At 68.2% G+C, this 13,073-nt stretch carries 12 protein-coding genes and 1 riboswitch; of the genes, 2 read left to right on the top strand and 10 right to left on the bottom strand.

All coding sequences use genetic code 11. The features are described 5' to 3' along the window. Positions 1 to 43: 43 nt before the first annotated feature. Together dmpG and BJ980_RS02335 are read right to left on the bottom strand one after the other, a co-directional pair. Entirely contained in the window at positions 44 to 1,132 is a 1,089-nt protein-coding gene (gene dmpG / locus BJ980_RS02340; protein ID WP_218855388.1) for a 4-hydroxy-2-oxovalerate aldolase, read from the bottom strand. 1 nt (position 1,133) lies between these two features. After that, complete coding sequence (locus BJ980_RS02335) at positions 1,134 to 2,030, bottom strand: acetaldehyde dehydrogenase (acetylating) (protein WP_179500802.1); 897 nt, start codon at positions 2,028 to 2,030, stop codon at positions 1,134 to 1,136. A 278-nt stretch (positions 2,031 to 2,308) separates the two neighbouring features. On the opposite strand from BJ980_RS02335, the gene kstD reads away from it, so the two are divergent. After that, entirely contained in the window at positions 2,309 to 3,991 is a 1,683-nt protein-coding gene (kstD, locus tag BJ980_RS02330) for a 3-oxosteroid 1-dehydrogenase (protein WP_179500801.1), read from the top strand. Beyond that, positions 3,992 to 4,876 (top strand): MaoC/PaaZ C-terminal domain-containing protein, encoded by an 885-nt coding sequence (locus BJ980_RS02325; RefSeq protein ID WP_179500800.1) that lies wholly within the window; start codon positions 3,992 to 3,994, stop codon positions 4,874 to 4,876. Between the two features lie 20 nt (positions 4,877 to 4,896). Here the strand turns inward: BJ980_RS02325 and BJ980_RS02320 are convergent, their stop codons facing one another. The 8 genes from BJ980_RS02320 to gcvH all read right to left on the bottom strand — a co-directional run bounded on the left by BJ980_RS02320 (position 4,897) and on the right by gcvH (position 13,058). After that, positions 4,897 to 5,550: a GNAT family N-acetyltransferase gene (locus tag BJ980_RS02320; protein WP_179500799.1), complete on the bottom strand. Its 654-nt coding sequence runs from the start codon at positions 5,548 to 5,550 to the stop codon at positions 4,897 to 4,899. Continuing rightward, the gene (locus BJ980_RS02315) at positions 5,547 to 6,887 is read right to left on the bottom strand and encodes a serine hydrolase (RefSeq protein WP_218855387.1); all 1,341 of its coding nucleotides are present in this window, start codon (positions 6,885 to 6,887) and stop codon (positions 5,547 to 5,549) included. The genes BJ980_RS02320 and BJ980_RS02315 overlap by 4 nt, the downstream gene beginning before the upstream one ends. Then, positions 6,884 to 9,748 (bottom strand): aminomethyl-transferring glycine dehydrogenase, encoded by a 2,865-nt coding sequence (gene gcvP, locus BJ980_RS02310; protein WP_179500798.1) that lies wholly within the window; start codon positions 9,746 to 9,748, stop codon positions 6,884 to 6,886. The genes BJ980_RS02315 and gcvP overlap by 4 nt, the downstream gene beginning before the upstream one ends. A gap of 100 nt (positions 9,749 to 9,848) precedes the next feature. Next, positions 9,849 to 9,950: riboswitch (glycine riboswitch) on the bottom strand. Between the two features lie 80 nt (positions 9,951 to 10,030). Then, positions 10,031 to 10,630, bottom strand: coding sequence for a MerR family transcriptional regulator (locus tag BJ980_RS02305; RefSeq protein WP_179500797.1), 600 nt, complete (start codon positions 10,628 to 10,630; stop codon positions 10,031 to 10,033). Between the two features lie 186 nt (positions 10,631 to 10,816). After that, positions 10,817 to 11,296 (bottom strand): bifunctional nuclease family protein, encoded by a 480-nt coding sequence (locus BJ980_RS02300; protein WP_179500796.1) that lies wholly within the window; start codon positions 11,294 to 11,296, stop codon positions 10,817 to 10,819. Positions 11,297 to 11,345: 49 nt separating this feature from the next. Next, on the bottom strand, positions 11,346 to 12,038 hold the full coding sequence (ftsR, locus tag BJ980_RS02295; RefSeq protein ID WP_179500795.1) for a transcriptional regulator FtsR: 693 nt from the start codon (positions 12,036 to 12,038) through the stop codon (positions 11,346 to 11,348). Positions 12,039 to 12,073: 35 nt separating this feature from the next. Next, positions 12,074 to 12,589 (bottom strand): zinc-ribbon and FHA domain-containing protein, encoded by a 516-nt coding sequence (locus BJ980_RS02290; RefSeq protein WP_179500794.1) that lies wholly within the window; start codon positions 12,587 to 12,589, stop codon positions 12,074 to 12,076. Between the two features lie 82 nt (positions 12,590 to 12,671). Continuing rightward, positions 12,672 to 13,058, bottom strand: coding sequence for a glycine cleavage system protein GcvH (gene gcvH, locus BJ980_RS02285; protein WP_179500793.1), 387 nt, complete (start codon positions 13,056 to 13,058; stop codon positions 12,672 to 12,674). Between the last annotated feature and the right edge of the window lie 15 nt (positions 13,059 to 13,073).

Raw genomic sequence — 13,073 nt, 5'->3', positions numbered from 1 at the left:
CTCGTTTTGCGCGAGAGCAACGTGCCGAAACCGGCCATCTAGCTCAGTTGTTGGCGTCCTGCTTGGCCTTCAGCTGCAGCGCGATGTCGATGAGCTGGTCCTCCTGGCCACCGATCAGCTTGCGCTCCCCGGCCTCGAGCAGGATCTGCGCGCCGGAGACGCCGTAGCGCTCTGCCGCGTTCCCGGCGTGCTTGAGGAACGAGCTGTAGACGCCCGCGTAGCCCATCATCAGCGTCATCCGGTTCAGCGTGCACTCCTCCGGCATTGCCGGGCGTACGACGTCCTCTGCCGCGTCGACGATCTGCAGGAAGTCGACCCCGGTGTTCCAGCCGAGCTTGTCGCTGACGCCGATGAAGGCCTCGAGCGGGGTGTTGCCGGCACCGGCACCGAAGCGGCGCACGGACCCGTCGATCTGGGTGGCGCCGGCACGCGCCGCCACCACGGTGTTGGCGACCCCGAGGCCCAGGTTCTCGTGGCCGTGGAAGCCGACGGTCGCCTCGCTGCCGATCTCATTGACCACGGCGGAAACCCGGTCGCCCACGCCCTCGAGGACGAGGGCACCGGCCGAGTCGACGACATAGACGCACTGGCAGCCGGCGTCGACCATGATCCGGGCCTGGCGCGCGAGCACCTCGGGCGGCTGGGTGTGCGACATCATCAGGAAGCCGACGGTCTCCAGGCCCAGCTCGCGAGCGAGGCTGAAGTGCTGCTGCGAGGTGTCCGCCTCGGTGCAGTGCGTGGCGATCCGGCAGATCTGGCCACCGTTGTCCTGGGCGGCACGGATGTCGTCCTTGGTGCCGACGCCGGGCAGCATCAGGAAGGCGATCTTGGCGCGCTTGGCGGTCTCGGCCGCCAGCTTGATCAGTTCCTGCTCCGGGGTGCGGGAGAACCCGTAGTTGAACGAGGATCCGCCGAGGCCGTCGCCGTGGGTGACCTCGATGACCGGGATGCCCGCACCGTCGAGCGCGGCGACGATGTCGCGCACCTCCTGGGGCACGAACTGGTGGCGCTTGTGGTGCGAGCCGTCACGCAGGCAGGTGTCGGTCAGGCGCAGGTCAAGGCCGGATGCGGGATCGACGTCGGCCCAGGTCCGGCTCAGGGTGTTGGTCTCAGGGGTGGTGAGGAAGGACATGTCAGGCTCCCAGGATCGAGCGGGCGATGTTGTCGCCCACGCGGGCGGCTGCGGCGGTCATGATGTCGAGGTTGCCGGCGTACGGCGGGAGGAAGTCCCCAGCGCCCTCGACCTCGACGAAGATGCTGACCTTGGTCTGGCCGAGGGTGGCCTCGGAAGCATCGTCGAACTGCGGCTCCTGCAGCAGGCGATATCCGGGGACGTATTCCTGGACGGCGCGTTCCATCTCGTGCACGGAGGCGGTGATGGCATCGCGGTCGGCGTCGGGGGCCACCGCGCAGAAGATCGTGTCCCGCATGATCATCGGCGGCTCGGCGGGGTTGAGGATGATGATCGCCTTGCCACGCTCGGCTCCGCCGATGCTCATCACGCCGGCCGAGGTGGTCCGGGTGAACTCGTCGATGTTGGCGCGGGTGCCCGGCCCTGCCGAGGCGCTCGAGACCGAGGCCACGATCTCGGCGTAGGAGACCGCAGTTGCCCGGGAGACGGCGGCGACCATCGGGATGGTCGCCTGTCCCCCGCAGGTGATCATGTTGACGTTCCACGCCGAGACGTGTTCCTCACCGTTCACCGGCGGGATCACTGCCGGGCCCACCGCGGCGGGGGTCAGGTCGATCGCGCGGATGCCCGCCTCCTGGTAGCGAGGCGCATATTCGCGGTGGACGTAGGCGCTGGTGGCCTCGAAGATCAGGTCGGGGAGCTCGTCCTGCTTGAGCAGCCAGTCGACACCTTCGTGCGAGGCCTCCAGGCCCTTGTCGCGAGCCAGCTTGAGCCCCTCGGACGTGGGATCGACGCCGATCATCCAGCGCGGTTCGATCACGTCGCTGCGCAGCAGCTTGTAGAGAAGGTCGGTGCCGATGTTGCCCGGACCGACGATTGCGGCGGTCAGCTTGGTCATGGTTCTCCCTGTGATCGGATTCACGCTGTTCGTGGATGTGGAGCGGTGGTTCTGTCGCTGAGCGAGAGGCGGACACCGGGTTGCCCTGGGGCGGCGTCGTACCGTCCGTGGCCCACTCCGTCACCGTTGCACAGGATCCGGCCCTGGATCCCCGTCAGGTCCAGATCAGTGGGACAAGACCCGACGGCGGCCGCATCGACCCGCAGTGCGTGGGACGGCATGACGCCATGCTAGAACCTGTTACAGTTTTGCGGAAGTACACCCCCCGCCACGGCGGGATGACCCGCGGAGGAATCGTGGTCGAGAAGACCGAGTACGACGTCATCGTCGTCGGCAGTGGCGGTGGCGGATTCACGGCTGCACTGGCTGCCCACGAGCGTGGCCTGGACACCCTCGTCATTGAGAGCACTGACGGCTTCGGTGGTTCCACCGCCCGCTCCGGCGGCGGCGTGTGGATCCCGAACAACTATGCGTTGAAGAAGGCCGGCCAGGTCCAGCCCGACGCCGAGGTCAAGGAATACCTCTACTCGATCATCGGCGACGGCGTCTCGCGCGACCGCATCGATGCCTTCGTCGAGACCGGCCCCGAGGCGCTCCAGTTCGTGCGCGACAACTCGGCGGCCGACTTCACCTGGGTCCCCGACTACAGCGACTACTACCCCGAGGCCCCGGGCGGGAAGGCCAGCGGTCGAAGCGTCGAGCCGAAGCCGATCAACGGCAAGATCATCGGCGACGAGATGCACCGACTGACCAAGTCCTACACGAAGGCGCCGGCGGGCATGGTCGTCACCCAGGCCGACTTCCGCAAGATCTCCCTGGGGATGCGCACCCTCCGGGGACCGATCACGATGATCAAGGTCTTCCTGTCCCGCCTGTTCACCACCCTTCGCGGCAAGCAGATGTTCGGCATGGGCATGGCGATGATGATCGGCATGCGCAAGGGGTTGCAGGACCGCGAGATCCCCCTCTGGTACGACACCCCGCTCACCGACCTGGACGTGACCGACGGCCGGGTCACCGGCGTCGTGGTCACCCGCAACGGCGTGGAGCAGGTGCTCAAGGCGCGCCGCGGCGTGATCCTGGCCTGCGGCGGGTTCGAGCACAACGAGGAGATGCGCCAGAAGCACCAACGCGCACCGATCAGCACCGAGTGGACCACCGGGGCGGCCGGCAACACCGGCGCGGGCATCGCGGCCGGCGAGAAGATCGGCGCCGAGCTCGCCCTGATGGACGACGCCTGGTGGGGCCCCGCGATCCCGCTGCCGAGCGGCCCGTGGTTCTGCTTGGCCGAGCGCAACCTGCCCGGCTCGATCATCGTCAACCAGGCGGGCAAGCGCTACGGCAACGAGGCTGCTCCCTACGTGGACGCCGTCCACACCATGTATGAGTCCGCCGAGCGGACCGGCATCGACCACTTCCCGAGCTGGATGATCATCGACCAGCGCTACCGCAACCGCTACCTCTTCGCGGGCCTCGGCCCCCGCCAGCCCTTCCCGGGTCGCTGGCTCAAGGAGGGCGTGATCGTCAAGGCCGAGAGCATCGAGCGGCTCGCCGAGAAGATCGACATCCCGGCCGACTCCTTGAAGGAGACCCTCGAGACCTTCAACGGCTATGCCCTCACCGGCAAGGATCTCGACCACGGCCGTGGCGACTCGGCCTACGACCGCTACTACGGCGACCCCCGGGTCAAGCCGAACCCGTCACTCGGTGTGATCGACCAGGGCCCGTTCTATGCAGTCAAGATGGTGCCCGGCGACCTGGGCACCAAGGGTGGCATCCTCACCGACGCGAAGGCACGCGCACTGCGTCCCGACGGCTCGGTGATCGAAGGACTCTTTGCCACCGGGAACGTGAGTGCAGCCGTCATGGGCAACACCTACGCTGGCGCCGGCGCGACCATCGGTCCCGCCATCACCTTCGGCTACATTGCCGCAAACGTCATCGCAGACCAGGAGTCCTGAGTGCCCATCGACACCTCCGTCGCCATCGGAGCCGCCCTTCCCGACCGGACCTTCAGCTGGAACACCTCGGACGTGTTGCTCTATCACCTCGGCGTCGGAGCCGGGAACCGTCCCGGTGACAACATCGACGCCGGCGCCCTGCGCTACACGCACGACGACGACGCCCTGCAGGTGCTGCCGTCGTTCGGCATCGTCGCACCCACGTTCCACGAGACGGCTCCGCCCGCACTCGACCTGCCGGGTTGCGACATCGACCTGCAGTTCGTCCTGCACGGCTCGCAGGAGATCGTCGTCCACCGGCCGATCCCGACCTCGGGCACGGCGACGCTGAGCACGAAGATCTCCGATGTCTGGGACAAGCAGAAGGCCGCGGTCATCGTCCAGGAGGGCGAGGCCCACGACGCCGAGGGCCAGCACCTGTGGACCGTGCGCTCGACGATCTTCGTCCGCAACGAGGGCGGCTGGGGCGGCGACCGCGGCCCCTCCACCAAGGTGGAGCTGCCTGCCCGTGACGCCGACGCCGAGACGTCGTACGCCGTGCTCCCCCAGCAGGCCGCTCTTTACCGGCTCTGCGGCGACCGCAACCCGCTGCACATCGACCCGGCCTTCGCCGAGGGCGCAGGGTTCCCGGCTCCGATCCTGCACGGACTCTGCTCCTACGGCATCGTCCTGCGTGAGGTCACCGACCTGCTGCTCGACGGGGACACCGCCCGCGTGGGTGGGTTCAGTGCCCGGTTCGCCGGGGTCGTGTTCCCGTCGGAGACGATCAGGGTGCAGGCCTGGGACGAGGGCGACCGAGTGCTCGTCAGCGCCACCATCGTCAGCGACAACGAGCAGCGCAATGGCGCACCCGTCCTTGCCGACTGCGTGCTGACCAAGGCCTGATCACAGCTCGCCGCAGCAGCTCACTTCCGCGGGAACAGCAACCAGTCGGCCATCGGTTCCAGGCCCTGGACGACCAACGGCTCCCCGCGCACGAGCCACTGCGGCTCAAGACGGAACGACTGCACCGTCGCCAGCTCGCCCAGACGACGCTGGCGGCGGTGCGTCCCGTTGGGGCGGTAGCCGACCTTCTCGCTGACCCGCTGCGACCTGGGGTTGTCCAGGAAGGCACCAGAGGTGACCTCGGTGGCACCGAAGTGGTCGAACGCCAGCGCGCAGACTGCTTGGCGCATCGCAGTGCCGATCCCCTTGCCCTGGTGGCGCGCGGCCAGCCAGGAGCCGGTCTCCCCCGTGAGCGTGACGTGGAACCGATTGGTCTGGAAGTCCTGGCAGCCGACCAGCTCGCCGTCGTGGCGCACCGCCAGGTTGAGGGTCCAGTCGCCCGGCGAGAACTCCTGGCGTGCCTTCCAGTAGAACTGCGCCATGTTGCGACCGAGCGTGTCCGGGGCAGCCTTGGTCCATGGGTAGTAGAACGGCATCTCGTCCTCGGGATGGATGCCATCCAGGGCGAGGTCGATCAGTCCCGGGATGTCCGCATCGGTGACCGGACTGAGCTCGAGCGGTCCGGCAGTGACGCGGAGCTGGAACGGCAGGTAGAAGTCGGCGAGCTCGGTCATTGCGGCACACCTCCGGGGATCGGCGCAGCGGGATCGTAGGGCGTCCTGGTGAAGATGAAGGTGGACAGGTCGAGGTGGTTGACCGTGCCGTCGTCGTTGCGGACCACCTTCAAGGCCTCACCGAGATGGTGGCCTGCGGTGCCGACCAGGCGATCTCCCTGGACCCGATACCGGTGGACCACGACCTGGTTCTTTCGGACCACGACCTCCTCGCCCTCCCAGCTGAACTGGTGCAGGGTCGGTCCCCAGTGCCAGGTGCCCAGCACGTCGCGGACCAGGTCGGGGGGTGGGGAGGACGGCCGCCACGGTGGGGGCAGCGTGGGTTCGGAGGATTCGAGGTCCTCCAGCAGGCCGGAGGCCAGCCCCACCGCCGGGAGCCCGCTCATCGAGTTGCCGAACGCCACCACACCGGTGCGTCGGGCGCGATCGATGAAGCAGGTGGCGACGAAGCCCGGCATCGATCCGGTGTGGCCGATCAGGGTGCCGGAGCCGCCGCGGAACATCTGGAAGCCGAGCCCGTGGCTGTAGTCCAGGCCGGTGCCGAGGGCACCGGACTGGGGAATGTATGCCTGCTCGAGGTGCTCCTTGTCCAACACGTCGCGGTGCCCCTCCAGCAGGAACGCGGCGTACGTCGTCAGGTCGGCGACCGTGCTCCACAGCTGGCCGGCCGGCGCCATCGCACCGGTGTCGGGGTGCGGCTCTGCGGTGACCTCGTTGGAGAAGGCGTGCACGCTCGCCCCCTGGGCGTGCGGCGCCACGGCCTGGTAGGTGGTGCGGGTCATCCCCAGCGGTTGCAGGATCCGTTCCTGGACCGCGTCCCACCAGGTCCCGCCACGCAGACGGGCCACCAGCTCACCGAGCAGGCCGTAGGCGAGGTTCGAGTAGTGGAACTGCTCCCCCACCGGGAGCGGCGCCGACGTTCCGTCATTGGCACCGGCCAGCTCGGCGAAGGTCCCTCCGGCCGAGCGTTCCCACCACGGGCCTGAGGGTTCGGCCTGCATGCCCGAGTTGTGCGCGAGCAGGCTGCGCACGGTGCGGTCACCATGACCGATGTCCCCGAGGACCGAACCGATCGGGTCCGCCAGGGCGACCTGCCCGTCCCGGACCAGTTGCAGCACCAGGACCGCGGTCATCGTCTTGGTGATCGAGCCGATCTTGTACTGCACCTCGAGCGGGTCGCCGGGCACATCGCCGTACCCGCCGTGCCAGACCAGGCTTCCGTCACGAATGACGCCCGCCACGACCGAGGGCACTCGCCCCTCGACCTGGGCCCGCGCCAGCACGGCGAGGAGCCGTCGCGAGGTCACCGGGGCAACCGGGTGCACCGGCAAGCTCACTCGAAGGCCTCGGGCGGCGGGCAGGAGCAGACCAGGTTGCGATCGCCGTAGGCCTGGTCGATCCGGGCGACGATGGGCCAGTACTTGTCCGGGTCGGGACCGGTCGGGAAGACGGCCAGCTCTCGGGAATAGCTCCGGTCCCACTCGCCGACGAGCGCGGCCGACGTGTGCGGTGCTCCGCGCAGCGGGGAGTCCTCGGGGGTCCACGTGCCTGCGGTGACCTGGTCGATCTCCTTGCGGATCGCGATCATCGCCTCGATGAAGCGATCGATCTCGGCCAGGTCCTCGGACTCGGTCGGCTCGACCATCAGGGTGCCCGCGACCGGGAAGGACATCGTCGGCGAGTGGAACCCGTAGTCGATGAGGCGCTTGGCCACGTCGTCGACCGTCACGCCGCTGGTCTTGGTCAGCTCGCGCAGGTCGAGGATGCACTCGTGGGCGACCAGTCCCCCGTGCCCGCGATAGAGCACCGGGTAGTGCTCCTGGAGCCGGGCAGCGATGTAGTTCGCGGACAGCACGGCGACCGCCGTGGCGCGAGTCAGGCCGGCAGCACCCATCAGTCGGATGTAGGCCCACGAGATCGGCAGGATGCCCGCCGAGCCGTAGGGCGCAGCGCTGATCGGGCCGATGCCGGCTCGCTTCTCCTCCTCGGGGTGCTGCGCGTGCGAGGGCAGGTAGGGCGCGAGGTGCGCACGCACCGCCACCGGCCCGACGCCGGGCCCGCCGCCGCCGTGGGGGATGCAGAAGGTCTTGTGCAGGTTCAGGTGCGACACGTCGCCGCCGAAGACACCGGGCTGGGCATAGCCGAGCAGGGCGTTGAGGTTGGCCCCGTCCACATAGACCTGCCCGCCGTGCGCGTGCACCAGCTCGCACAGCGCCGTGATGCCCTCCTCATAGGCCCCGTGCGTCGACGGGTAGGTGACCATCACCGCGGCCAGCGTCGCTGCGTGCTCCTCGCACTTGGCCTCCAGGTCGGCCAGGTCCACCGAACCGTCTTCGGCTGCCTTGACCACGACCACCCGCATGCCGGCCATCACGGCCGAGGCTGCGTTCGTGCCGTGGGCCGAGGACGGGATCAGGCAGACGTTCCGCTGCTCCTGACCGTTGGCCCGGTGGTAGCCACGGATCGCGAGCAGGCCGGCCAGCTCACCCTGCGAGCCCGCGTTGGGCTGGATCGAGACGCGGTCATAGCCGGTCACCTCGGCGAGCCAACCCTCCAGGTCTGCGATCAGCCGGTGGTAGCCGGCTGCGTCCTCGGCCGGTGCGAACGGGTGCAGGTTCGCAAAGCCGGGAAGGCTGATCGGCTCCATCTCGGTAGTGGCGTTCAGCTTCATCGTGCATGAGCCGAGCGGGATCATCCCGCGGTCGAGGGCGTAGTCACGAGCCGAGAGACGGCGCAGGTAGCGCAGCATCGAGGTCTCGCTGCGGTGGGTGTTGAAGACCTCGTGCTCCAGGTAGGGGGTGCTGCGACGCAGAGCGTCCGGAAGCGCGTCACCGACGATCCGGTCGACGGCGTCCAGGTCGGCGCTGACCCCGAAGGCCTTCAGCACCGCGGTCACTGTCGAGCGCGTGGTGGTCTCGGAGGTGGACAGCCCGACCTGGTCGGCATCGACCAGGCGAAGGTGCACGCCGAGGTCGCGGGCCGCCGAGACGACAGCCTCGGCGCCACCCGGGACACGGACCGTGACGGTGTCGAAGAACTCCCCCGCGAGAATCTCCAACCCGGCGTCGGTCAGCGCCCTCGCGATCACGGCTGCATAGCGGTGCGTGCGTGCGGCGATCTGCTTCAGACCGGTGGGGCCGTGGTGCACGGCGTACATCGAGGCGACGACGGCCAGGAGCACCTGGGCCGTGCAGATATTGGAGGTCGCCTTGTCGCGGCGGATGTGCTGCTCTCGGGTCTGCAGCGCGAGGCGATATGCCGGACGACCGGCGGCGTCCACGGAGACACCGACGAGACGACCGGGCAGCTGGCGCTCGAGACCGGACGACACGGACATGAAACCGGCGTGCGGACCGCCGTAGAAGAGCGGGACGCCGAACCGTTGGCTCGAGCCGACGACGACGTCTGCTCCCATCGTCCCGGGAGCCTCGAGGAGGGTGAGGGCGAGCAGATCGGTGGCGACCACGGCCAGGGCGTTGCGCTCGTGCGCCTGGTCGATCACTCCTCGGGGGTCGACGATGCGACCCGAGGCGCCGGGATATTGGACGACCACGCCGCACAGGTCACCCTCGGGCAGACCCTCGGCGAGGTCGGCCACAACGACGTCGATCCCCATCGCCTCGGCGCGGGTGCGGACCACGTCGATGGTCTGCGGCAGGGCGTCGGCGTCGACCACGAAGGGGCCACTCGCCTTGCGGTTGCCACGACGTACGAGCGTCATCGCCTCCGCGACGGCGGTGCCCTCGTCGAGCAGCGAGGAGTTGGACACCGGCAGGCCGGTCAGGTCGGCGACCACGGTCTGGAAGTTGAGCAGGGCCTCGAGGCGGCCCTGGGAGATCTCCGGCTGGTACGGCGTGTAGGCGGTGTACCAGCTCGGGTCCTCCAGCACGTTGCGACGGATCACCGGAGGGGTCACCGTGCCGTGGTAGCCGAGACCGATCATGGACTCGGCCGCGCGGTTGCGTCCGGCGAGCTCACGCAGCTCGCTGGCCACGGTGCTCTCCGAAGCTGCCGCGGGAAGGTTGAGTGACTCGACCGACCGGATGCCCCCGGGCACCGCGGCGTCCATCAACGAGTCGAGGCTCTCCTGGCCCAGCGTCTCCAGCATCGTTGCCACGGCATCGGCGTCCGGGCCGATGTGGCGATCGGTGAAGGGCTGGGCGTTGTCGAGCTCGGAGAGCGTGGGGTGATCGGACACGGTGTGACTCCCGGAGGCAGGCGGAGAAGGCGGATGGCGTGGTTCACGCCTCCCCCTCAGTCACCGGGCCCGGTGGTCGTCCGGGTGGCTCCAGAGTTGCCTGCTCCGCGTGGTCCTTTGCACCTGAGAGGTTCCGGGGAGGAGTTGCACCTTCGGCGCCCTGCGCGGCCTGGACCGGCAGGGACTCTCCCACGCGGGATTGTCAGCGGCTGCAATCTATCACCGGAGCGCACGAACGGCCCGCCACGATCAGGTGGCGAGCCGTTGCGAAGGTGCGTGGATTCAGCTGATCTTGCGTGCCGCGCGTCGCGCAGCGAGCTCGTCGTTGCCCGACTCGCCTGCGGCGGCGTCGTCAGCAGCGCGCTCGCTGGGGAGCTCGGCGAGGGACCCCTCGATCTCTCGCCACACTCCACCGATGGCAATGCCGAAGACGCCCTGCCCACCCTGGAGCAGGTCGATGACCTCGTCATTGCTGGTGCACTCATAGACGGACGCGCCGTCGCTCATCAGCGTCACGCGAGTGAGATCCTCGGTGCCCCGCTCACGCAGGTGCTGGACGGCGGTGCGGATCTGCTGCAGCGAGATGCCTGCGTCGAGGAGTCGCTTGATGATCTTGAGGATCAGGATGTCGCGGAAGGAGTAGAGCCTCTGCGTGCCCGAACCCGTGGCACCGCGCACGGTGGGCTCGACCAGGCCGGTGCGGGCCCAGTAGTCGAGCTGGCGGTAGGTGATCCCGGCGGCATTGCACGCGGTCGGCCCGCGGTAGCCCAGGTCGCTGGGCAGCGGCGACACATCGTCGGTGAAGAGCAGGCCCTGCTCGTCGGCTCTGCCTGCTGCGGCAGCAGCGGACTCGTCCACTGCGTCCTTTTCGTTGAATGCCACGTCGACCCTCCGGTCAGTTACTCCATTCAGCGTAACTCCCGAGGGGGGAAGGTGTTGCGGGCGACCTGGGCGGACCACAACGGTGGAGTTACAACGGAGACACTTCAAGGTAAGGCAGAGCACCACCTTGGTCAACGTGACGCGCCGAGTGTCGCAACCCTCAACCTGAAGTTGAAGGTGAGTCTTTCAGCTCTCCTCGGAACCGCTCTCGAAGTCCTCCGGCGTGACGTGGTCGAGGAACTCCCGGAATCGCTCGACCTCGTCCTCCTGCTCCTCGGGCACCGCCAGTCCGGCCTCGTCGAGGACCTCCTCGGAGCAGACGATCCGGGTCTGCGTGCGCAACGCCAGGGCAATCGAGTCCGAGGGCCTGGCACTGATCTCGAGTCCCGACTCGAAGACCAGCAGCGCATAGAAGACACCATCGCGCATCTCGGTGATCCGCACCTCGGAGAGCGCGTTGCCGGTCTCGTCCAGAATGTTCTTGAGCAGGTCGTGGGTCAACGGACGCGGCGGTACGACGCCCTGCTGGGCGAAGGCGATCGCGGTGGCCTCCACCGCGCCGATCCAGATCGGGAGGTATCGCTCCCCCGCCACCTCGCGCAGCAGCACGATCGGCTGGTTCGAAGGCATCTCGACACGGACTCCGATGACATCCACTTCACGCATGTGCGTCACACTACTCGGCCTGCGGGCACGCACCACTGCGGCGGTGCGATCAGGAACGCAGGCCCTTCTTCACCAACGTGGCATGGAGTTTCACGGTCAGTGCGGCGATCTCCGCGACCGCCTCCTCCGCCCGGGCGCGGGCACTCGCGTCGCGTCCTCCACGCACGGGGGCGACCACCTGCTCCACGAGTCCGACCTCACGATCGGCGGCCGTGCGGAAGGTCCGCAGGTGTCGCGGCTCCAACCCGAAGGCGGCCAGGTCGCAGGCAGCCTTGGCGATGACCAGGTCGTCGGCGTCGAAGTGTCCGCTCCTGCTCGCCGTCACCAGACCGAACGTCTCGAGCTGGGCCAGCAGGTCCTCGTCGATGCCGGCCACCTTGAGCAGCTCACGGCGCGAGACACGGAGGTCGGAGGTGCTACGGAAGGACTCGACCGACGGCATGCCGTCGGTGGCCAGGGCGACGCTCGGCACCCGAGGACCGACTTCCTCGATCGCCGGCGGCTGGAGCCCCCGGTCCATGGCGTCGAGGTGCTCACCGATCACCTTCAGTGGAAGGTAGTGGTCGCGCTGCATCCGCAGTATGTAGCGCAACCGGTCCACGTCACGGGCGGAGAACTTGCGATAGCCCGCAGACGTGCGCTCGGGATCGATCAGGCCCTTGTCCTCGAGGAAGCGGATCTTCGAGTGCGAGATGCCCGGGAAGTCGCCTTCCAGCTCGGACAGCACCTGCCCGATGTTCATCCGGCTTCGTGGTGAAGCTGCCGGAGTGGCCACGATCAGTGCGTCTCGCTGCCGTGCCCGGCAAAGTAGACCAGCCGGTACTTGCCGATCTGGACCTCGTCCCCGTCCTGCAGGATGACCTCGTCGATCCGGTCACGGTTCACGTAGGTGCCGTTGAGGCTCCCGGAGTCGGAGACCGTGAAGCCTGCGCCTGCGCGACGGAAGTCGGCGTGGCGGCGCGACACGGTCACGTCGTCGAGGAAGATCTCGCTCTCCGGGTGACGTCCGGCGGTGACCAGGTCCTGGTCGAGCAGGAAGCGCGACCCGGCGCTGGGTCCGCGTTGCACCACGAGCAGGGCATGCCCGGCCGGCAGCGCGTCGACGGCGGCCGACTCGGCGAGGTTCAGGGCTCGATCACCGGTCTCGACACGCTCCGGTGCGTTGAACGAGATCGTGGCCGTGGACTCGGTCGCGGACTCCGCGCCCGTCTCGGTGACGAGCCGATTTCCACACTGGGCACAGAACCGCGCGTCGTCAGGGTTCTTCCGGCCACAGCTGGTGCAGAACGGCATCTACGAGCCCTCCATAGAGATCATGGGTGGAACAAAGGTCGCCAACCCTCAACACACAGTCGAGGTTGATGGTGTAAACCTATCAGCCGTCCAATGAACTCTGGTAGGAATCGGCATCCATCAAGGAGTCCAGCTCAGATGCGTCTGTGACCTTGACCTCGAAGAGCCATCCGCCGCCGTACGGGTCGGAGTTGACCAGGCCCGGAGTGTCGTCGAGCGACTCGTTGCGTGCCACCACCTCGCCGGTCACCGGGGAGTAGATGTCGCTGACCGACTTCACCGATTCGAGCTCGCCGACAGCGGTGCCGGAGGCGATCTGGTCGCCGATCTCCGGGAGCGAGACGTAGACGATGTCGCCGAGGGCATCCTGGGCGAAGTGACTGACCCCGATGCGGACCGAGTCGGGGCTCTCCCCCGGCTGACGGACCCACTCGTGCTCGCTGCTGTACTTCAGGTCGGTGGGGTACAAGGCGGATCCTCTCGG

Source organism: Nocardioides daedukensis (genome assembly GCF_013408415.1).
Taxonomy (GTDB): Bacteria; Actinomycetota; Actinomycetes; order Propionibacteriales; family Nocardioidaceae; genus Nocardioides; species Nocardioides daedukensis.
This window is presented reverse-complemented; position numbering and strand designations above follow the sequence as displayed.

What these genes read in the sequence shown, in the direction of transcription:
- dmpG (WP_218855388.1), bottom strand. Translation starts at nt 1,132, where the DNA reads ATGTCCTTCCTCACCACCCCTGAGACCAACACCCTGAGCCGGACCTGG.
- BJ980_RS02335 (WP_179500802.1), bottom strand. Translation starts at nt 2,030, where the DNA reads ATGACCAAGCTGACCGCCGCAATCGTCGGTCCGGGCAACATCGGCACC.
- kstD (WP_179500801.1), top strand. Translation starts at nt 2,309, where the DNA reads ATGACCCGCGGAGGAATCGTGGTCGAGAAGACCGAGTACGACGTCATC.
- BJ980_RS02320 (WP_179500799.1), bottom strand. Translation starts at nt 5,550, where the DNA reads ATGACCGAGCTCGCCGACTTCTACCTGCCGTTCCAGCTCCGCGTCACT.
- BJ980_RS02300 (WP_179500796.1), bottom strand. Translation starts at nt 11,296, where the DNA reads ATGCGTGAAGTGGATGTCATCGGAGTCCGTGTCGAGATGCCTTCGAAC.
- ftsR (WP_179500795.1), bottom strand. Translation starts at nt 12,038, where the DNA reads ATGAACATCGGGCAGGTGCTGTCCGAGCTGGAAGGCGACTTCCCGGGC.
- BJ980_RS02290 (WP_179500794.1), bottom strand. Translation starts at nt 12,589, where the DNA reads ATGCCGTTCTGCACCAGCTGTGGCCGGAAGAACCCTGACGACGCGCGG.